18 protein-coding genes and 1 tRNA gene are annotated in these 20,951 nt (G+C 35.0%); 17 read left to right on the top strand and 2 right to left on the bottom strand.

Annotated elements, in window-relative coordinates:
• Positions 1 to 14 precede the first annotated feature (14 nt).
• Positions 15 to 215 carry a bacteriocin-like protein gene (locus DBR39_RS24605; RefSeq protein WP_410494260.1) on the bottom strand — a complete coding sequence of 67 codons (201 nt, stop codon included), beginning with the start codon at positions 213 to 215 and terminating at the stop codon, positions 15 to 17.
• A gap of 334 nt (positions 216 to 549) precedes the next feature.
• Between DBR39_RS24605 and thrA the strand changes: the two genes are divergently transcribed.
• The 9 genes from thrA to DBR39_RS17035 all read left to right on the top strand — a co-directional run bounded on the left by thrA (position 550) and on the right by DBR39_RS17035 (position 10,302).
• Entirely contained in the window at positions 550 to 2,997 is a 2,448-nt protein-coding gene (thrA, locus tag DBR39_RS17075; RefSeq protein ID WP_124535098.1) for a bifunctional aspartate kinase/homoserine dehydrogenase I, read from the top strand.
• Between the two features lie 10 nt (positions 2,998 to 3,007).
• Positions 3,008 to 3,934 (top strand): homoserine kinase, encoded by a 927-nt coding sequence (locus DBR39_RS17070; protein WP_124535096.1) that lies wholly within the window; start codon positions 3,008 to 3,010, stop codon positions 3,932 to 3,934.
• Positions 3,935 to 3,950: 16 nt separating this feature from the next.
• Positions 3,951 to 5,255 carry a threonine synthase gene (thrC, locus tag DBR39_RS17065; RefSeq protein WP_124535094.1) on the top strand — a complete coding sequence of 435 codons (1,305 nt, stop codon included), beginning with the start codon at positions 3,951 to 3,953 and terminating at the stop codon, positions 5,253 to 5,255.
• Positions 5,256 to 5,259: 4 nt separating this feature from the next.
• Positions 5,260 to 5,628: a dihydroneopterin aldolase gene (gene folB, locus DBR39_RS17060; protein ID WP_124535092.1), complete on the top strand. Its 369-nt coding sequence runs from the start codon at positions 5,260 to 5,262 to the stop codon at positions 5,626 to 5,628.
• A gap of 35 nt (positions 5,629 to 5,663) precedes the next feature.
• On the top strand, positions 5,664 to 7,028 hold the full coding sequence (locus DBR39_RS17055) for a DUF4403 family protein (RefSeq protein WP_124535090.1): 1,365 nt from the start codon (positions 5,664 to 5,666) through the stop codon (positions 7,026 to 7,028).
• Between the two features lie 43 nt (positions 7,029 to 7,071).
• Positions 7,072 to 7,569, top strand: coding sequence for an RDD family protein (locus tag DBR39_RS17050; protein WP_124535088.1), 498 nt, complete (start codon positions 7,072 to 7,074; stop codon positions 7,567 to 7,569).
• Between the two features lie 58 nt (positions 7,570 to 7,627).
• A tRNA-Cys gene (locus DBR39_RS17045) sits at positions 7,628 to 7,698 on the top strand.
• A gap of 375 nt (positions 7,699 to 8,073) precedes the next feature.
• The gene (locus DBR39_RS17040; protein ID WP_103235382.1) at positions 8,074 to 8,343 is read left to right on the top strand and encodes a hypothetical protein; all 270 of its coding nucleotides are present in this window, start codon (positions 8,074 to 8,076) and stop codon (positions 8,341 to 8,343) included.
• 1,125 nt (positions 8,344 to 9,468) lie between these two features.
• A complete protein-coding gene (locus DBR39_RS17035; RefSeq protein WP_124535086.1) occupies positions 9,469 to 10,302 on the top strand; it encodes a glycosyltransferase family 2 protein in 834 nt (277 codons plus the stop codon).
• Positions 10,303 to 10,781: 479 nt separating this feature from the next.
• On the opposite strand, the gene DBR39_RS17030 is transcribed toward DBR39_RS17035, so the two are convergent.
• Positions 10,782 to 11,222: a hypothetical protein gene (locus DBR39_RS17030; RefSeq protein ID WP_124535083.1), complete on the bottom strand. Its 441-nt coding sequence runs from the start codon at positions 11,220 to 11,222 to the stop codon at positions 10,782 to 10,784.
• Between the two features lie 351 nt (positions 11,223 to 11,573).
• Between DBR39_RS17030 and DBR39_RS17025 the strand changes: the two genes are divergently transcribed.
• The 8 genes from DBR39_RS17025 to DBR39_RS16990 all read left to right on the top strand — a co-directional run bounded on the left by DBR39_RS17025 (position 11,574) and on the right by DBR39_RS16990 (position 20,871).
• A complete protein-coding gene (locus DBR39_RS17025) occupies positions 11,574 to 12,128 on the top strand; it encodes a YMGG-like glycine zipper-containing protein (protein WP_124535081.1) in 555 nt (184 codons plus the stop codon).
• Positions 12,129 to 12,183: 55 nt separating this feature from the next.
• Entirely contained in the window at positions 12,184 to 13,818 is a 1,635-nt protein-coding gene (locus DBR39_RS17020) for an LIC_10190 family membrane protein (RefSeq protein WP_124535080.1), read from the top strand.
• Between the two features lie 50 nt (positions 13,819 to 13,868).
• Positions 13,869 to 14,939 (top strand): chorismate synthase, encoded by a 1,071-nt coding sequence (aroC, locus tag DBR39_RS17015; RefSeq protein ID WP_103232664.1) that lies wholly within the window; start codon positions 13,869 to 13,871, stop codon positions 14,937 to 14,939.
• Between the two features lie 17 nt (positions 14,940 to 14,956).
• Positions 14,957 to 15,520: a thioredoxin family protein gene (locus DBR39_RS17010; RefSeq protein ID WP_103232663.1), complete on the top strand. Its 564-nt coding sequence runs from the start codon at positions 14,957 to 14,959 to the stop codon at positions 15,518 to 15,520.
• Between the two features lie 9 nt (positions 15,521 to 15,529).
• Positions 15,530 to 16,069 (top strand): TlpA family protein disulfide reductase, encoded by a 540-nt coding sequence (locus DBR39_RS17005; RefSeq protein ID WP_124535078.1) that lies wholly within the window; start codon positions 15,530 to 15,532, stop codon positions 16,067 to 16,069.
• Positions 16,070 to 16,152: 83 nt separating this feature from the next.
• Positions 16,153 to 16,494, top strand: a complete 342-nt coding sequence (locus DBR39_RS17000) for a YkvA family protein (RefSeq protein WP_103232661.1) — start codon at positions 16,153 to 16,155, stop codon at positions 16,492 to 16,494.
• Between the two features lie 121 nt (positions 16,495 to 16,615).
• Positions 16,616 to 17,995, top strand: coding sequence for an orotidine-5'-phosphate decarboxylase (gene pyrF / locus DBR39_RS16995; protein WP_103232660.1), 1,380 nt, complete (start codon positions 16,616 to 16,618; stop codon positions 17,993 to 17,995).
• Between the two features lie 53 nt (positions 17,996 to 18,048).
• Positions 18,049 to 20,871 carry an aminopeptidase gene (locus DBR39_RS16990; RefSeq protein ID WP_228447857.1) on the top strand — a complete coding sequence of 941 codons (2,823 nt, stop codon included), beginning with the start codon at positions 18,049 to 18,051 and terminating at the stop codon, positions 20,869 to 20,871.
• The last annotated feature ends 80 nt before the right edge of the window (positions 20,872 to 20,951 follow it).

Genomic DNA, 20,951 nt, shown 5'->3' with positions numbered 1-20,951 from the left:
ATTATTTTTTTTGATTAGCCTTCAGGATACATACATAGTGAACTTACGAATACACAGGATTTGCAGCGTCCCGGTAATGCATCATATTCTTCGCAAGAATGCGCAAAGTCAGGTCCTGGGCCATACCCTCCACCAGTAGGACATCCATCACATCTGAATGCTGCTCCACTGATTTGCCCTAACTCTTTTCGAGAAATTTTCTTTAAATTTTTCATGGTTATTTTGTTATTAGTTAATCTGATAAATATAACATTTTTAATCAATTACACAAAATATATCTCTAAAAAAGGAAATATATTTTATAATGCTAATAAGTTGGCTGTTCCAAAATAATTTGTACATTTGTTCCGTAACAATGAGTTTATTAAGAAACATATCTGATATTTCTGCCCTGAAATCACCTATTTCAGGAGGATCTTCTGTTTCTACATTCACAACTACAACAACTACCCCATAACGGGGTAAATTTTCACATATTATTTCCGGTACCTGTACTCTTTTTTTTAAAGAGGCAACATTTCGTTTTACCCAACTTCAAAAAAATAATTGATGAAAATTTTAAAATTCGGCGGAACATCAGTCGCCCATTCTCAGAATATATTACTGGTAGAAAATATCATAAAAAATGAATCTTTAAAAAGCAAGGTCGTTGTGATTGTATCAGCCCTTCATGGTGTTACCGACCAGCTGATCAAAGCAGCAGAAAATGCATCCGTTAAAGATGAAAGTTACCTGCAGATTGTACAGAATCTTGAAGAAAAACATATCAACCTGGTCAAAGAACTGTTCTCAATTGCAGAACAAAGTTCATGGTTAAGCTTTGTTAAAAAGCATTTCAACGATATCGAAGATCTTTACAGTGGAATTTTTGTTCTTGGTGAACTTACGGACAGAATCAAAGATAAAGTTGCATCCTATGGAGAATTTCTGTCTTCAAAAATTATAGCAGCAAGACTTCAGCACAAAGGATTAGATTGTGTTTGGATGAACTCTGCAGATCTGATCAAAACAGACAGCAGTTTTACCCATGCAAAAGTAGATTTTGAATGTACAGAAAGTAATATTGTCAAATTTCTGAATGAAAATCAGAATCGTATTATCGTAGGACCAGGTTTCATAGCCCGCGACGAAAAAAATAATGCAACAACATTAGGAAGAGGGGGTTCCGATTATTCAGCATCCATTATAGCGGCGTCTATTCAAGCTGAAGAACTTCAGATCTGGACAGATGTAAGCGGAATGATGACCGCTGATCCCCGTCTTGCTTCCAATGCTAAACCTATTGCGGAAATATCTTATCATGAAGCGATGGAACTTTCTCATTTCGGGGCTAAGGTACTTTATCCCCCTTCCATTCAGCCTGTCATGATTAAGAATATAAACTTGATCATCAAAAATACTTTTGATACTGACGCTCCGGGAACTTTAATTTCTCCCCAGCTGAAATCATCCGATTATGAAAAACAGATTGCGGTAGGCATTTCCAATATGAACAGTATTGCCCTGCTCACACTGGAAGGCAGCGGAATGGTAGGAATTCCGGGGATTTCCGCCAAACTTTTTCAGTGTTTAAGTCATGAAAAAATTAATGTAATTCTCATTACACAAGGATCTTCAGAGCATTCTATCACCATTGCGATTGATGAGAAAGAAGCATTGCGCGCTGAAAATGCAATTAATTCTTCTTTTGCTGATGATATTAATCTGAAAAGAGTATATCCTGTAAAAATTGAAACCAGCCTTTCCATTGTGGCGCTGGTAGGAGAAAGCATGAAAAGCAAAAGTGGTGTAAGTGCAAAAATGTTCGGATGTCTGGGCAATAACGGAATCAATATAAGAGCAATTGCACAGGGATCTTCAGAGAGAAATATCAGTATTGTCATTTCTCAGAAAGACAGCAAAAAAGCGGTGAATGTCCTTCATGAAGAGTTTTTTGAGTCTGAAATTAAACAAGTTCATGTCTATATCTGCGGAACTGGAAATGTAGGATCAAAACTGATCCAGCAGATTTATGACCAGAATGCTTTTTTAAAAGAAAACTTCTTGATCAATCTGAGAATCGCAGGGATTTCCAACAGCCGTCATATGCTGTTTTCGGATAATGGAATATCTTATGAAAACTACCTTACATGGAATCAAGAGGGCGAAAAAGCCTCTCCATCAAAATTTGCTGAGGAAATTATACGCAGGAATCTCAGAAACTCAGTTTTCGTTGACGTGACTGCAAGTTCTGACCTACCGGAAATCTATGAGAGCCTGTTAAAAAGAAGTGTTAATATCGTGGCTTGTAATAAAATTGCAGCTTCTTCAGATATAAAAAAATATAAATCTTTAAAAAATACAGCAAGGAACCACAACTGCAATTTTTATTTTGAAACTAATGTAGGAGCCGGACTTCCGGTAATAGGCACTATCAACGATCTTATCAAAAGCGGAGATAAAATCCAATCTATACAGGCTGTTTTAAGTGGAACATTGAATTTTGTCTTTAATGAGTATGATGGCAGCAGAACATTCTCTGAAGTAGTAGCTCAGGCTCAGAAAGAAGGATATACAGAACCGGATCCAAGACTTGATCTTTCGGGAACTGATGTAGCAAGAAAAATTTTAATCCTGGCAAGAGAAGCCGGATATCCGCTTCAGTTTGAAGAAATTGAAAATATAGGTTTTCTGCCGGAAGAATGTATGCAGGGAAGCGTTGCTGACTTTTATGAAAAGCTTACAGTATATGAAGATCATTTTAAAAACTTATTGAATCATGCTAAAAATGAAGGCAAAATATTAAAATACGTTGCAGAGTTTGAAGATGGAAAAGCAAAAGTAGGTTTACAGCATATCGCTCCGGGCAGTGATCTGTTTCATCTTTATGGCAAGGACAATATCGTCATTTTTAAAACGCTCAGATATTCTGAACAGCCTTTGGTGGTAAAAGGAGCCGGAGCCGGAGCTGACGTAACAGCAAGCGGAGTTTTCGCAGATATTATTCGTTCTATTTAAAAATACAATTATGAAAAAAGTAAAATTAAAAGTACCCGCTACTGTTGCCAATCTGGTCTGCGGATTTGATATCTTAGGTATGGCAGTTCATGAACCATACGATGAGATGGAATTCAGATTATTGGAAACTCCGGAAATTATTATAAAACATACTGACTCTTTTGGACTTCCTGAAGAACCTTCAAGGAATGTTGCGGGTGTTGTCTTATTAAAAATTCAGGAATATTTTAATCTGAAAAACGGTTTTGAGGTCATTATCCATAAACATATAAAACCCGGCAGCGGGCTAGGCTCCAGTGCGGCAAGTGCCGCAGGAGCCGCCATTGGAGCCAATATATTGTTAGGGAATAAGCTATCAAAGGATGAAATGATTCATTTTGCCATGTTTGGAGAAGAACTGGCTTCAGGAGTACGCCATGCCGATAATATAGCACCTTGCATTTATGGAGGGATTACATTGGTAAAATCAACGAATCCAATTGATATTATTCCCCTGAATAGTCCTGATTTATTTGTAACCGCTGTACACCCGCAGGTGGAAGTGAAAACCTCGGATGCCAGACAGATTTTAAAGAAAAATATCACATTGAAAAGTGCCGTTGAGCAGTGGGGAAATATTGCAGGACTTGTGGCAGGAATTCAGAAAAATGATTTTCCGCTGATTGGCAGAAGTCTCAATGATGTTATTATAGAGCCTATACGCAGTATTTTAATTCCGAAGTTCGACGAAATTAAAGAAAAAAGTCTGCAATTGGGAGCTTTAGGAGGCGGAATATCCGGTTCAGGGCCTTCTATTTTTATGCTGTCTGAACAAAAGGAAACCGCAGAAAAAATTGCGCAAATGATGAAATCAGTCTATGATGAGATTGAAATAGAAAGTCTTGTCTATGTTTCAAAAATAAATCCTGCAGGTATTGAAATCGTTGAAGAAGCTTAACCCTAAAAAAACAAAAATGAAATATTATAATTTAAAAGATTCTCTGGAAAAAGTTGATTTCAGAGAAGCAACCATAAAAGGTCAGGGAAAAGAAAAAGGATTGTTTTTTCCCGAAACCATTCCTCAGTTTGACAATGAATTTATTCAAAACCTCCATCAGTATTCCAACGAAGAAATTGCGTACCAATGCATGAAAGATTTTGTAGGAGACGAAATTCCTTCAGAAATATTAAAAGAAATTGTTGCAGAAACCGTTAGTTTTGAAATTCCGCTGGTAAAGATCAGTGAGCAGATATCGATCCTGGAGTTGTTTCATGGCCCTACCCTAGCCTTTAAAGATATTGGAGCAAGATTCATGAGCCGCTGTCTAGCCTATTTGCTGAAAGATCAGCAGAAAAAAGTCACTGTTCTTGTAGCAACTTCCGGAGATACGGGAGGTGCTGTCGCCCATGGATTTTATAAAACGTCACAGATCAATGTGGTTATTCTGTATCCCAAGAACAGGGTAAGCCCGGTTCAGGAAAAACAACTGACCGCGTTAGGAGAAAACATTGCTGCGCTGGAAGTAAACGGCAGTTTTGATGACTGTCAGAATCTTGTAAAACAGGCTTTTTCGGATGAGGAAATCAACAGTCGATTGTTTCTGACTTCTGCCAATTCTATTAATGTTGCGAGATGGCTTCCTCAACAGATTTATTATTTGATCGCCTTAAAACAATGGATCCAGCATCATAAAGAACAGCCTGTCATCTGCGTTCCAAGCGGAAATTTCGGAAATATCTGTGCCGGACTTCTAACTCATTTCAGAGGTTTGCCGGCCGGCCATTTTATCGCAGCCTGTAATGCCAACCACGTGGTTCCTGATTATTTTAAAACCCAAAACTATCAGCCACAAAAAGCAGTTCATACCCTATCCAATGCTATGGATGTAGGGAATCCAAGCAATTTCGTAAGGATTTTGGAGCTTTTCGGGCATCAGTTTGAAGTGTTGAAAAATAAAATATCAGCCTACTCCATTGATGATCACAAAACAATGAATACCATCACAGACGTCTATGAGAAATACGGATATATTCTGGAGCCTCACAGTGCCGTTGCATTTGCCGCAATGGAAGAGTATCTGCAAGAAAATCCTGACCAAAAAGGGTTTATTCTGGGTACTGCTCATCCGGTGAAATTCCCCGATGCAGTGGAAAAAGCAATTCATACCCAGATTAGAATTCCGGAATCATTGAATGAACTGATGAAAAAGGAGAAAAAAACTGTAGAAATAAATTCAGATTTTGAAGAATTAAGACGATTTTTGCTTGATAAAATCTGAAGCAATGAGCAAAATATATCTTGAAGATGTACGAATATATGCATACCATGGTGTACTCCCTGAAGAAAACATTATCGGGACGTATTATATCCTGAACGTAGAACTTCATACCGATCTATGGAAAGCAGCAGAATCTGATGATCTGAATGATACGATAAGCTATGCAGATATCAATGATATTCTCCACAAGGAAATGAAAATAAAATCCCAATTACTGGAACATGTAGCCGGGAGAATGATTTTAAAAATTCGCGACAGCTTTCCACAGATCGATTATATAAAATTAAAAATCACGAAAACAGCTCCACCCATGGAGGGAGAAATGAAAGGTGCCAGCATTGAGCTTGAAAAAAGCTTTAAACCGGAAAATTAAAATTCTTATTTTCGTTCATTAAAAAAACATACAAATTGAAATTCGTTAAAATATTATTTTTAGTAGCAGGAATCAGCACTTTCGGGCAGAACAGCGTTGATAATCAGCTGGCAAGTTATAACTTTCCAAAGATAAAGTCCAGTATTACCATGCCTGTGACCATTCCTCTTTCGGAACTCAGCAATATGATCAATGCTTCTGTGAAAGATCTGGTTTATCAGGACGATTCTTATACAGACAACAACAATGACCAGTTTAAGGTAAAAGTCTGGAAAACCAGACCTATTCGTCTGGTAGGCGGAACCAGCCAGAATCTCTTAATTGAAGTTCCCTTAAAAATATGGGCAGAAAAGGGAATTGGTACTTTGGGAGTATATACGTATCAGAATACCACTTTTGAAACGGTAATGTCATTCAATACCACCGTTACATTTAAAAATAACTGGACCATTACCACCAATACACAACCCAACGGCTTCAGATGGGTCACCAAACCTGTTCTGGATTATGGAAGAATTCAGATTCCTATTACTTCCATCGTTGAAAAAAGCTTAAAAGAGCAGCAGGAAAAATTCTGTAAAACAATAGACCAGCAAATGGCAACGCAATTGAATTTCCAGCAATATGCCTTAATGGCCTGGAATACTTTTCTGCAGCCTTTTAATATTTCGGAAGAATATAATACATGGTTGAAAGTAAGCCCAATGACAGTGAATATCACTCCTTTGAAATTTTACGGAAATGAGATCAGTGCGATTCTTGGAGTTGATGTTTATTCCGAAACTTTTACAGGAAGTAAGCCTGCCGCATCTTTGCCGGTGACCAGTGTTGCTAACTTTAATACCACTCCTACTGTTGCGGATAAGTTTATCTTACAAACCACCGCCAATATTCCTTTTACAGAAGCTAGTAATATGGCCAGAAAAACCTTTCTGAACAAGGAATTTGATATCCGTGATTCTAAAGTGAAAGTAACGGATATCAGAGTATATGGCGTTGATAACAGAGTCGTCATTGAGGCTCAGACTGATGGCTATATAAAAGGAACTTCCATTATTTCCGGAATCCCGGTGTATGATGAAACGAAACGAAAAATTGTTTTATCGGAAACCAAATTCAAACTGAAAACCACCAATATTCTGCAGAAAACGGCCTCTCTCTTATTTCAGGGGAAAATCGTAAAAATGATTGAAGAAGAATATGGTATTCCAACTCAGGAAATGGAAGAGACTTCGAGAAAAAGTATTGAACAAGCCTTTAACAAAGAATATTATAAAGGTTTAAAGATGAACGGAAAAGTTTTCAATCTTAAGCCAAGTAAAATTCTCCTAAGCAATACAGGAATCACCGCCGTTATTGATACCAATGCTTCATTAAAGTTATTGGTAAACGGATTTTAAAATTTTAAATAAAAAAACAAAACTAAAAAACTAATAACCAACCATGAAAAGAATTCTAAATGTTGTTGAATATAATAAAGCCTCATCATTAGTGAGACTTGCTAATAATTTTCTGGATCTTATAATACTATATGTTATTAATTATCTCCTCTCTATTGCTTCTAATCTTCTTTATGAAGTAACTTCAATTGAGTTTTTCTACTTCTATAGTAATGGAAATATAGTATGGCAGCTCTTTATTGGAAATTTCAATTATTGTCTTTATTACTTTTTGATGGAAAACTATTTAGATGGGAGAACCGTTGCAAAGTATATTACAGGATCCAAAGTAATCAGTACAGATGGAACGAAACCAACCACCAAGCAAATTATTTACAGAAGCCTTTCCAGAATTGTTCCTTTTGATGGCCTATCATTTCTTGGGGTAAATGGCTGGCATGACAGCTGGAGTGATACTAGAGTAATTAACATCAAAAATTATCAGGCTGAAATTCAAGCAAAAAGCGAAATAGAAGCTCTCGGAAGGAAAGAAATTGCTTAAAAACTTTTGTTCATAAATAAATTTTGCTATATTTGCACACCTCAAAAATGGTAAAAATGGTACTTTGGCCGAGCGGCTAGGCAGTGGTCTGCAACACCATCTACAGCGGTTCGAATCCGCTAGGTACCTCACAAGAAACCTCTAATTTATTTAGAGGTTTTTTTGTTTTCAATTTTTCCAATAGCCAACAAAAAGTGCAGACATTTATTTCTTTTTTTGGATTACTATAAGCTAATCACATGTATATTTTTATATTTGTGAAAAAATCACACTCATATCTAACAAAATATAACCATGTTTTTATTATTATCATCAACTCATATCATAATTTTGGCAATCATATTACTATTAATTGCCTTAGGTAGCATTTATGGCTTTTACATGTTAATAAAGTGTGCAGTCAAAAAAGGGATTAAAGAATCCAAAGAAAATAATAGTCCCTTTCGGATTTTTAAATAACGCTTTAAAATAGTCGTATATTAGTAAGACTAAAATCAAATATTGATGATACACTTTACCCCTGAAGAAAAAAGCTTACTATTAGCAGCAATGCAATATGAAAAAGAAATACAAGACAGGTCTGATGATGAAGAACTTGAATATGTAGAAGAAATAGAAGAGGAAATTCAAAGAGAAAATGTTTTTATTTCAAGAAGACAAATTGACTCACTCATCATTTATTTAGGATCCTTACTTGATAAAAAAGATCAATACAACAGCGGTGAAGTCCTGGCTTTAGAAAGCAAATTAGACGATTTATCCAACTTACCATAATCAATATCCTCACTATCCGGTGGGGATTTTTATTTTTAATATACTTCTATCCTCACAGATATCACATTGAACTCTCGAAAAAACATTCTTTGAAACAAACTCTTCTAATCCAAAAAGACATGAATATATACTACAAAATGCGATGAGATAGAAAAATCATTTTATTCAAAAATTGGATTGATCAGTTTGCATTTACAAGCTACATCATGTTGGGACAAAAAAAAATCCTCGGAAATTCCGAGGATAAAAACTAATAACCATGAAAACTCAAATTAAACATGAGTTACATTTCTATATTGAAAAATCGTGCCAAGAATATTAATTTTTGGAAAAAAAATCAATTTATTCTTGCTGCAACAATTTCATCAATTCAGTATTTTAAACCGATTTTACTGATACTTTAAAAACCCCTTCATAATTACCTATAATAATTTCAGATAAATCTAACGCTCCGGCAAAAGTATTAAAAATAAATTAATTTACATTTTAATAAAATAAAATTAATATTCAAAGTATAAAGTTTTTTAAATATTCACTCTGCCAATAAGAAATAGGATAAACTACAAATTGTCATACTTTCTTACTTACATGAATCCATTAAATTAAATATCATGTCAGCAATGAAAAGGAATATCAGCCGGAATAAAAAAATAAACTTAAAATACCCTATCTGATGTCAGACTGCTTTTTGATGTATGAAATTATTTTTAAGATTCAATATTAAAAAAGCCTCCAATAAATGGAGGCCTCAAAAAACACAAATGATGAAAAAAATTTTATATCAAAGATAAAAATGATTTTATCTATTAATTTCTACCCAAATATATACCACTCTTTCTTCTTATTTTATGAGTATAATCATAAAATTATTATTTCTTTTCAATGAGGTCTTTCAGGCTATTGATACCAATTCTCAAAAAAAGACAATAAACGACGCTCACAAATTATTCACTATATAATTATTTACCAATATATCAACTATTTAATACCAATAAACAATAATTAATACACAGTTAACACCCATAACTTTCAAAATATAATAAAAAAATATCAGATACACGATGATCAAGGGTATGTTTTTCATGTATATTATTTTATAATTTTACACCATTAATTCAAAACAACGTGATAAATTTTTCTATACTTATAGCCAACTATAATAATGGAAAGTATTTTAAGGAATGCTATCATTCTTTAATCAGTCAATCCTATAAAAATTGGGAAGTGATTATTATTGATGATGCTTCTACAGATAATTCAGTCGAGATTATAGAATCTTTGATCAAAAATGATTCCCGTTTTAAGCTCTACCATAATACAAGCAATAAAGGCTGCGGCTTTACTAAAGCTGCATGCATGACCTATGCTCAGGGAGATTTGTGTGCTTTTCTGGATCCGGATGATGCTCTTTATCCGGAAGCCCTGGAAAAAGCAACTCAGGAATTCATCAACAGGGATGACCTTGTAGCCGCTTATACCCAAATGATGCTTTGTGATGAAAAGCTTGTTCCTGAAAGAGTGTATGCCGGCACTAAGCAGATTTATAATAATCGATATTTCTTTAACTGCCCTACTCAGTTTGCTCATTTCTTTATATTTAAGAAAGAAACTTACCTAAGAACATCCGGGATTAATCCTGATTTGAAAAATGCAGTAGATCAGGATCTATATTTAAAAATACTGGAGCAGGGAGAGATAAAATACATCAAAGAACCTTTATATTTATACAGACTCCATTCTAATGGAATTTCTCAGCAAACAGCAAAACAAAGTGCAAAAGAATCATTTGCCAGAGTGATACATGATACAATGACAAGGCGGGGAATCAAAAAAATCAACAACCAGATTGTTCCGAAAGTTTTTACCAGCTCAGATGAGATTTATGAACTTCTTAATTACCAAATCAACAGAAAACACCGCATAATCAGTAAAATAAAGGCTACATTAGATAGTATATAACAAAAGGCTTCTCATAACGGGAAGTCTTTTTCATAAAATAGAGAAGAAAAAATGTTCTTACTATCAAAAGCACAGTATCCAAACATTTATTATATCTGTAGACTCATAAAACTTGGAGTAAAAGAAACGGCCTCCTAACGGAGGCCTAAAAAACACAAATGATGAAAAAAATCTATTTAGAAAAATCTAAACAGAATATTGTAGAATCATTCAATATGACCTTTACTGTCACACTTCTTTAATAGAAGAAACATGATACACTATCGGAACAAAAGAATGAATATTCTTTATGAGAATAAAGCCGCATACTGAAGATTAAATCAATGTAAATAATTTTAATTAATATATCGATACATTAGTTTTTATTTAATACAAAAAATATTTAATCAAAATAAAAACCATGAACAATCACCTGTTGATTAAAAAATCTTCATTTTTGGAAAGCGTAAATGTAGCTAATTATTTTTGGGCTCACAAGCCTATTCCTCCCAAATGATCGGAATATACACGGTAATATATCCATCAGAATCTACCTGCGCATCAGAAACTGTAGCAACTACTGTTCCATAACCTACCCAACCTCCCTGTCCCTGCATAGCAGAAAAGGTGTAAGTTCCTGCCGGAAGACCATCATAATATTGCGGAACCGACTGAAATCCACCGCCATAATAAGTATCATACACTTCTCCGGTAGCCATGTTTTCAGCAAGAAAACTTCCTACATCATAATTTCCTGAAAGAATTTTTGTTCCATTTTTTGAAAGAAGTCCATAACGGATCTTATAAGTCTGAGCTTTTGGTGTAATATCAGATATTCCTGAACAGGCTTTATTGATTTCCACAACTTCCTTTGAAGAAAATGATGTTGCCACAGTCAGCAATCCAATAAATGCTGATACTGTAAAAATTGATTTTTTCATATTAAAAGTATTTGGTCCTTAAAATTAAGTAACTTATATGAATTCGATAAAAATTATTCATGAATTAAAATTTACAAATGTTCCTGATAAATTCCCTGAACAGTGTAAAAACACATGAAAGATTTTACTTAAAGAATCAATTTTTCTCCTCTGACGAATTATTTAACATAAAACCAATATTCAATACGAAACACATAGAATCCCCACCAACAATACAAAATTGACCGGTATTTAAAATTAATTCACTTTTCCCTTACCAAATTTAACACTCATTAACTAAAATTTGGCTTCATAATTGGAAATAAACTAACATCAAAGTCGTTTTGGCTTTATCTTATTAAAATTTGAATTATGAGAAAGATAGTATTAGCAGGATTTTTATCCGTCTTATTAATGACGGCCTGCAAGAAAGATGACAGAACTGCCGAGAAATCACTGGAAGTACAGAAACTTGAATTTCAAGCTAAACAACTTGAAATAGAAAAGCAAAAACTAGCCATTGAAAAAGAAAAACTGGTATATGAAGCCCAGAAAAAAGCAGACAGCATATCAGAAAGCAAAAAAGCAAAAGCTACTGCTGAAAATAATTCAAAACCACAGGTGATCAGAGAGACACGAACAGTATACAGAGACAGAAGCTCAAATTCCAATTCAGGAGGAAGCAGCAATGGAACTTATGCCAATAACGGAAGCGGTACTTCACAAGGAACCACTAAGAAAAAAGGATGGAGTAAAGCTGCCAAAGGAACCGTCATTGGTACCGTAGGTGGAGCTGCTGCCGGAGCGCTTATCGCTAAGAAAAACAGAGGTCTTGGAGCTGTAATTGGTGGTGTTGTAGGTGGCGCAACCGGTTATACCATTGGTAGATCACAGGATAGAAAAGACGGAAGGGTACAACCTCGTTAATAAATATTTTCCCAATACAATATAAAGATTGCTTATTTTTAAGCAATCTTTTTTTATGTTATTGATTCTGCTTTCTTCCATTTTCATCATTCCAGTCTTAATAGGCTGGGGAGAAATCATGGGAAATTTTTCCGGAATACTATATAAAGGAATCACTGGAAAAATCCTGTCAGGAATCATGGGAATAAGCCTGATATGGACTATTATCTCTTTTTTTATTCCTTTAAATATCTATATTGAAATACCTTCTATCGTATTGGGATTATTCTTTTTCTTTAAAAATAAACTCTATCAGGAATTCTATACGTTTTCAAAGAGAGATTTCACATTAATGAGTGCTGTAACTCTTATTATTATATTTGCAGGTTCATTTTACCCTTATATATTAGATCATTTCGGATACTATATTCCCACTATCCAATGGCTTACGGAATATGGACTGGTAAGAGGAATCTCCAATCTAGATCTCACCTTAGGGCAGATGTCTATCTGGCATATTTTTCAGGCCGGGTTTTCAAATTTTTCAGACCCTTTTTTAAGAATCAATGCTGTATTACTGATTATCTATACTTTTTATAGTATTGAAAGAAAAAATTGGATACACCTTTGTTTCCTTCCGATATTACTATTGTTTTCACAATCACCAAGTCCCGACCTTCCCGTCATTATCTTCTCCCTAATTATTTTAAATGAAATTATAATCGGAAATAAGAAAACACCACTTCTTTTTGCTTTCTCAATTTTCGTTTTTACCATAAAGCCCACCATGATTTGGCTGCCCATATTGGTTTTCCTAAACACTATTTTTATTTTAAAAGTAAGTTTTAAACAATTGCTTTTTGGGATTTCAATTTTATTGCTGTTCTTCATTAAAAACATTTGGACATTCGGTTATCCTGTCTTTCCTGTAGCAATAGGTGATTTAGGAATGTTCTGGAAGCCCAACCATGAAGTTTTAGAAACTTCTTCACAATTTGCAATCATGAAAACATATGACATGCAATACTCTTATGAGGAAATTCAGAAGTTTTCAACTGCCGATCATATTAAAAATTGGTTCTTTCTTGAGGGAATCAAATCAAAAATCAATATTCTTTTTGTTCTGAGCTTAGTTATATTTTCAGTATTCGCATGGATCAAAAAAAGAAGGCTCATTACCCTCATCTGTATTTCATTGTTGATAAAAAGTATATTGATCCTGTCTTTTTCAGCCCAGTACAGATTTTTTATAGATGTTTTTTTCGTGATATTCTTTGTCCTGTTTCACGAATATTTTAATCAAAAAAAATCTATTCTTGTTTTTTCGGCGCTCAGTGTATTTTTTATTTCAATGATATCTTTTCCCGGGCTTATCCAAAAATATATTCCAAGTTTCCGGGTGGGAAGTTTTATGACAGGATTTGAAAAAGAGCAGCTTTACCAGCCTTCAACTTACAAATATCAACAGTTCGACATATTCAAAGTAGGAAACTTTACATTTAATGTTTCCCATAATTACCCTTATAGTTTTGACACTCCTCTTCCCGCTATTACCCCTTTCTATATTTTCGATGAAGCTAAAGCAGGAATTTTCCCACAGCTTTTTGACAAAAATGACATCAAAAAAGGATTTATCTGGAAAAAAATGACTTCTGATGAAAAAAAGGAAGCGGAAAAAGTTATTAATAATATCAAAAACATTGATAAATAGAACAAATCCAGAAACTTTATTATCTGAAGAAAAATAGGTAATTTTGTAATATGTTCAACACATTAGGTAATCTTCTTAGTCTTACAACATTTGGAGAAAGTCACGGAGTGGCTTACGGCGGTATCATCAATAATTTTCCGGCAGGTTTAACGGTAGATCTCGATAAGGTTCAATATGAACTGAACCGAAGAAAGCCTGGCCAGTCGGCAATCGTTACACAAAGAAAAGAAAGTGACACAGTAAAGTTTCTTTCCGGAATCTTTGATGGAAAAACAACGGGTACCCCAATCGGTTTTATCATTGAAAACGAAAATCAGAAATCAAAAGATTATGACCATATTGCAGGAGCGTATCGTCCGAGTCATGCTGATTTTACTTATGACCAGAAGTTTGGTTTCAGAGATCATCGCGGTGGCGGAAAATCTTCTGCAAGAGAAACAATGAACTGGGTAGTGGCAGGAGCTCTTGCCAAACAGCTTTTATCAGACATTGAGATCAATGCTTACGTTTCTTCTGTAGGTGATATTTTCTGTGAAAAACCTTATCAGGCTTTAGATTTTTCTCAGACCGAAAGCAATGACGTTCGTTGTCCTGATGCTGAAACAGCTGAAAAGATGATTTCAAGAATCAAGGAGATCAAAAAAGAAGGGAATACGATCGGAGGAACAATCACCTGTGTGATTAAAAATGTTCCTGTGGGAATTGGTGAACCTATATTTTCAAAACTTCAGGCCGAACTGGCAAAAGCAATGCTGAATATCAATGCCTGCAAAGGTTTTGAATATGGAAGCGGTTTCTGTGGTGCCAAAATGACAGGAAAAGAGCACAATGATGCTTTCAATACAGATTTTACCACAAAATCTAATCTTTCAGGAGGCATACAGGGTGGTATTTCCAACGGAATGGATATCTATTTCCGTGTAGCTTTCAAGCCTGTGGCCACTATTCTGAGACCTCAGGACAGTATTGACAAGGAGGGAAATCCTGTGATCGTAGAAGGAAAAGGACGTCATGATCCTTGTGTGGTTCCAAGAGCTGTCCCTGTAGTGGAAAGTCTTGCTGCATTTGTATTGGCAGACCTGTTTTTGATCAACAAAACAAGAAATATCAATAATTTTTAACATAAATATTTTTGGTAATGAAAAATTACTGGGATAAAGGAATTTCCTTTGAAGAATATCTTCAGATTGCAAAAAAAAGATTAGAAACCCCTGCCAACCAGCAGGAGGCTGATTATAAACAATATTATGAACTGGGTCTTCAGAGAATGGACAGAACGGTAAAAAAATACGTTCCGGATGAAGATCAGCTGAAAGAACTTGCTGCCAAAAATTTTGACGGAAAGATTTTAATCATTTCTGAAGCATGGTGTGGAGATGCAAGCGCAACAGTACCTGCACTTTTCAGATTTTTTGAAGGAAATAATGAAGTAAGAGTTTTTCTGAGAGACAGCGATAAAAGCCTGATCAATCAGTTTCTGACCAACGGTACGGAATCTATTCCTAAAGTACTTATTCTTGACAAAGACCTGAATGTAAAAAATTCATGGGGACCGCGTCCGAAATATGGATATGAGCTCCTGATGAAATATAAAGCAGATCCTGAAGCCTATCCAAAAGATATGTTCTATAATGACCTGCAGATATATTATGCCAAAAACAGAGGAAAAGATGCTGTTCAGGAAATTTTAGATCTGCTATAAAAAAGAGATATGAAAAAAAATATCATTTATCTTGTATTAATTATTGTTATCGGTATCGTCGCTTTCGTTCCTGGAATAAGAAATTTCCTGAAGGATACTTTTTTACCGGTTGCAACCATTGAAAATGCTGTTCATATCAGTGAAGAGGATTACGATATTGAGCTTAAAGGAATCAATGTTCCGAGTACGAATCTTAAAAATTTTAAGGACAAAGGAGTTTTTCTTAACTTCTGGGGAACCTGGTGCCCTCCGTGCAGAAAAGAATGGCCATCTATTCAGAAACTGTATGATTCCCGAAAAGACAATGTAGATTTTGTCCTGATTGCTATGAATGATAAGGAAGAGGATGTCAGAAAATTCTTGAAGGAAAATAATTACAGTGTTCCTGTATATATTGCTCAAAGTCCGATTTCTGAGAAAATTCTTCCCAAAGTATTTCCTACGACTTTCCTTTTGGATAAGCACGGCAGAATCCTCATTAAAGAAGATGCTACAAAGGATTGGAACACAGAGACTGTGCATCAGTTCATTGACAATATCATCAAATAATATTTTAACTAAATTTTATAATTTGTTGGTACAGGATTTGTGAAATTAATAGCGTTGAAAAGTTTATTAAATCCAAACACAAAATGAAATATTCAAAATTAAATCTTGCAAAAGAAGCCATCAATCACAAGGGCTTTATAAAAAAGATCCCTGATATTTTCAGAATGGTCAAAATGTGGAGAAAAGGAGTTTATCCAATGAAATCCATAGACATTATCCTTCCTTTACTGGGAATTTTATATGTACTCTCCCCTATTGATCTGCTTCCTGAATTTGTTATTCCCGTACTTGGAGTCATGGACGACCTGGCAGTATTGTCACTGACGATTCCTAAGCTCATCAAAGAGGTTGACAAATTTTTATTATGGGAAGCCGAACGAAGATACAGCGGTGCTCAAGTCATTGATGCAGAAATCGTAAAATAACAGTTTATTATATTTTTCACACCATCCTGGTCAATCCGGGATGGTTTTTTATTTACAAATGAGTGATAAATTTTTAAGCCTTATTTCAATTCCTTAAATTTGCAATATCTAATAAAAAATAATGGAAAGTAAAAAAGAATTCTTTTTAGAGTGTTACAAGCTAGGCATCATCAAATTTGGAAGGTTTACCTTAAAAAGTGGCATCGAAAGTCCTTTTTATGTAGACTTAAGACCTTTGGCTTCAGATCCTAAAATTTTAAAAAATCTTGCTAATTATTTATTGGAAATGCTTCCATTGGATAATTTTGATTTAATCTGTGGAGTTCCTTATGCTGCTCTTCCTATGGCTACTGCCATGTCTCTGGAAAGCTACATTCCATTAATTATTAAAAGAAAAGAAGCGAAAAGCTACGGTACGAAAAAACTGATTGAAGGAATTTACCAGAAAGGGCAGAACTGTCTTTTGGTAGAAGATGTGATCACATCAGGAAAATCTTTGCTGGAAACCATTCCTGAAATAGAACAGGAAGATCTTAAGGTTTCTGACATTGTGGTGGTATTGGACAGAGAGCAAGGTGGAAAACAGCTGTTAGAAAGCAAAGGTTATAGAGTACACACTCTTTTCAATATTTCGGAAGTATGTGACATTCTTCAGGAAACTGGTGAATTGTCAGATGAAGAAGTAAAAAGAATCCAGGATTTCCTTCAGGGGAATCATATTCAGTTTGAAGAAGAAACCAGATCTTCTTATGAGCAAAAACTTCAGAATGCACAGCACTCCGTTTCAAAGAAGTTGCTGGAAGCAGCGTTAGCAAAAAAATCAAACCTTATTGCTTCTGCAGATGTAACCACTACTCAGGAGCTGTTGGAACTGGCTGAAAAAGTAGGTCCGCATATCGTTGCTTTAAAAACGCATATTGACATTATTTCTGATTTTGAATACGAAAAAACAATCACTCCTTTAAAAGCAATTGCTGCAAAACACCAGTTCTTATTAATGGAAGACAGAAAATTTGCTGATATTGGAAACACTCAGGAACTTCAGTTCACAAGCGGGGTTTTCAAAATTACAGATTGGGCAGATTTCGTAACGTCTCAGGTGATCGGAGGTTTTGAATCGTTAGACTGTTTCAATAATGTAGGGGTAGTAGCCATCGTTGGAATGTCTTCTAAAGGAGCATTAACAACTGCAAGCTATCGTGAGGAAGCTTTAAAAATAGCTTTATCTCATCCTAATGTAATTGGTGGTGTATCTCAGAATAAAATTCCTGAAGAGCTTTTATTATTCACTCCAGGGGTAAACATTGCAGATTCCGGAGATGGTAAAGGACAGCAGTACAATACACCGGAACATGTTTTCAAAACACTTCATACAGATTTTATTATTGTAGGAAGAGGAATCTATAAATCTGATAATCCAGAAGCATCTGCAATCACTTACAAGACAGAGGGATGGAATGCGTATATTAATTCTTTGGAAAAAAAAGCAATTCAGGGTTAAAATCCTATAAAGTGTATACAAAATAAGTTATATTTGGTCTTTATCACGGATATTTGAAAAAGATCAGCATTTGCCTTATTTTGTTCTTGGGAGTTGTACAGGTTTCTGCACAGACAGACAGTATATATATTGAAGCTAAACTGTCTCCTGACAAAAAGAACCTTGATGTCAGTCAGGAAATTGTTTATTACAATCATTCTGAAAAAGACCTGCAGACCATAAAACTCTTGAATTGGGTTTCCGCTTACAATAAACGCGGAACTTCTTTAGTCTACAGAAAACTGGAAGACCGAAATAACGATTTGCACTTTGCAAAAAGTAATCAATTGGGGAAACTTCTTGAACTGAATATTAAAAATTCTGAAAACGAAGTGGTTCCTGTTAATACCCTCTCAGACGAAAATCTTTTTATTCCTCTGAAAAATGTGTTAAAACCTGGCGAAAGCGTCACTTTACAGTTGCAATACCGGATGCAGCTTCCCGATAAAACATTTACGGGATACGGGACATCCACTCAGAATACTGTATTAAAATATTTCTTTATTGTTCCGGATCATTTTGATCCGGACAATATTTCCAAGAGAAACTACCACGACATTGAAGAACAGGTAAGTTTCAATACTTTCTGGACTGTAAACTTTGATGTCCCTGTCAATAATTTTGTTGAAGGTAATCTTCCACAGACTCAGATGAATTCATTCAGAGGTTCTCTGGATTCGGATCCTGAGTTTTTGATTTCGGCCACTGGCTATCCTTCCATAAAAACCAATGTTGACGGATCTGAAACTGAAATTAAGTTTGGATACAATCTGAAGCCAGAAGAAAAACAAAATCTGGAATTTTATCTTCCTTTACACTTAAAGTTCCTCAAAGAGAGACTCGGTTTTCTTCCGAAGAGTATTTTTATTTCTGATAAATTCAGAGCTAAAGAAGACTTTTTCGGAAATAATGATATTACGTTCTTGAAATTCAGATTCCAGCTATTTACAAATGCTGAAAAGACCGATCTGGATTATTTTGGAATCATTGCCAAGAAAATTCTTGATGAAAACGTTATCGCCGATAAGGAAAAAGATCATTGGTTCAAAAACGGGTTAAAATCCTATCTGGAAATTCAGTATCTGAAAAAATTCTATGCCGAAACGAAACTTCTAGGTACGCTTCCTGAGACTAAAATATTCGGGATCAAGCCTTTAAAATTATTCCACGCATCCAAAGTAAAACTATTGGACCGCTATGGACTCTCCTATCAGTATATCATGCTGCAAAACCTCGATCAGAAGATTGATGAGCACTTTCCTGTTTTAAGTAACTTCAATGATATGGCGATCAGCAGCTTTGAAACAGGAAGCCTTTTTAATTATTCGGCAGATAAAATAGGATATGATCACTTCAATGATATTGTAAAAAATTATATTTCTCAGAATTCCGGAAAAAAAATTAATCCTGATGAATTTCTGATCGCTCTTTCTGAAAAGAATAAGTCAACAGCTTATCTTTCCAACTTTTTCAACCAGAAAAACAGGGTTGATTTTAGACTAAAGAATATTAGAAAAGAAAACGATTCTCTACAGATAAGAATTGCGAAAAATACTGATGTTTCCATTCCTGTAAAATTGGAAACGGAAACTAAAGAAGGAGAAAAGAAGGCGTATTGGATAGATACTGAAGAAAATCAGCACATCACCACTGTATCTCTTCCTGCTTCAGATAACATTTATAAAGTCACGCTAAACAGTGGTTACATTTTCCCTGAATCCAATTACAGGGATAACTTTTTGTATGCAAAAGGAATATTTTCCAATGCAAAAAAAATTAAACTTAAATTAATAAAAGACATTCCGAATCCGGAATACAATGAAATTTATATCAGTCCAAGAGTACGTTTCAACAATACGTATGATAAATTTCTCTTGGGAATTAATTTAAAAAACCAATCTTTCTTTGACCAGAAATTCCTGTATTCGGTTACCCCCACATATAGTACGGGAACAGGAAAGCTGACGGGTTCGGGAGCAGTTTCCTACTCTTTTCTTCCCGCTGAAAGTATTATCAGAAGCTTAACATTCGGTGTTTCCGGTTCTTATTTTCATTACGATTATGGGCTAGCCTACAGAAAAAGCTCTATTGCGTCAAGTATCAATTTCAGAAAAAATCCGAGAAGTACAGTAAGCAGAAGCGTAGGTATTTCATATAATTATTTTGAAAGAGACCTTAGTCCTTTGATGATTGCTAATAACGATTACAGTAAATATAATCTCTGGAGTATCGGGTATGGCTACAGTGACAGCCAGATGATCCATGAAAAAAGCTTCAGTCTGAGCGCTCAGGGAATGGAAGATTTCAACAAAATAACAGCTGAAGGCTTCTACAGATGGGAATTTGCACCAAAACAAAAGCTGAGCTTACGTTTATTTGCCGGATATTTCATGAGAAACGATACCCGAAATAATCTTTTCGACTATGGTATTTCCAGGGTTTCAAACTACTCATTCTCTTATACCCTTTTGGGAGAAAGTGCCAGCAGCGGACTTCTTTCACAACAGTTTATATTAGCAGATGGTGGTTTCAAATCTTTTCTCCCGGGAACTGTCAACCAATGGATTACTTCTGCAAATGTAGATTCCAGTATCTGGAAAATATTCCATGTGTATGCTGATGCCGGAGTATATAAAAATAAGGATCTTCCTGCCAAATTCATATGGGATACGGGAGTTAAGGTAAGAATTATCCCGGATTTCCTGGAAGTCTATTTCCCGATACAGTCTTCTTTAGGATTTGAACCTTCCTTTAAAGATTATGGAAAACGGATCAGATATACCCTGATTCTTAATCTGGGGTCAATTATCAATGCAGCAAGAAGAGGCTGGTATTAGGATTCTGGAAAACAAAAAAGATGGTTTCAAAAGTCAAACAATTTGGCTTTTGTCATTCTGACGAAGGAAGAATCTTATTT

This window comes from Chryseobacterium sp. KBW03, assembly GCF_003852415.1.
GTDB classification, from domain to species: Bacteria; Bacteroidota; Bacteroidia; order Flavobacteriales; family Weeksellaceae; genus Chryseobacterium; species Chryseobacterium viscerum.
This window is presented reverse-complemented; position numbering and strand designations above follow the sequence as displayed.

Coding starts and splice junctions, on each gene's coding strand:
- DBR39_RS24605 (WP_410494260.1), bottom strand. CDS start 215: ATGAAAAATTTAAAGAAAATTTCTCGAAAAGAGTTAGGGCAAATCAGT.
- thrA (WP_124535098.1), top strand. CDS start 550: ATGAAAATTTTAAAATTCGGCGGAACATCAGTCGCCCATTCTCAGAAT.
- DBR39_RS17070 (WP_124535096.1), top strand. CDS start 3,008: ATGAAAAAAGTAAAATTAAAAGTACCCGCTACTGTTGCCAATCTGGTC.
- thrC (WP_124535094.1), top strand. CDS start 3,951: ATGAAATATTATAATTTAAAAGATTCTCTGGAAAAAGTTGATTTCAGA.
- folB (WP_124535092.1), top strand. CDS start 5,260: ATGAGCAAAATATATCTTGAAGATGTACGAATATATGCATACCATGGT.
- DBR39_RS17050 (WP_124535088.1), top strand. CDS start 7,072: ATGAAAAGAATTCTAAATGTTGTTGAATATAATAAAGCCTCATCATTA.
- DBR39_RS17040 (WP_103235382.1), top strand. CDS start 8,074: ATGATACACTTTACCCCTGAAGAAAAAAGCTTACTATTAGCAGCAATG.
- DBR39_RS17030 (WP_124535083.1), bottom strand. CDS start 11,222: ATGAAAAAATCAATTTTTACAGTATCAGCATTTATTGGATTGCTGACT.
- DBR39_RS17025 (WP_124535081.1), top strand. CDS start 11,574: ATGAGAAAGATAGTATTAGCAGGATTTTTATCCGTCTTATTAATGACG.
- DBR39_RS17020 (WP_124535080.1), top strand. CDS start 12,184: ATGTTATTGATTCTGCTTTCTTCCATTTTCATCATTCCAGTCTTAATA.
- aroC (WP_103232664.1), top strand. CDS start 13,869: ATGTTCAACACATTAGGTAATCTTCTTAGTCTTACAACATTTGGAGAA.
- DBR39_RS17010 (WP_103232663.1), top strand. CDS start 14,957: ATGAAAAATTACTGGGATAAAGGAATTTCCTTTGAAGAATATCTTCAG.
- DBR39_RS17005 (WP_124535078.1), top strand. CDS start 15,530: ATGAAAAAAAATATCATTTATCTTGTATTAATTATTGTTATCGGTATC.
- DBR39_RS17000 (WP_103232661.1), top strand. CDS start 16,153: ATGAAATATTCAAAATTAAATCTTGCAAAAGAAGCCATCAATCACAAG.
- pyrF (WP_103232660.1), top strand. CDS start 16,616: ATGGAAAGTAAAAAAGAATTCTTTTTAGAGTGTTACAAGCTAGGCATC.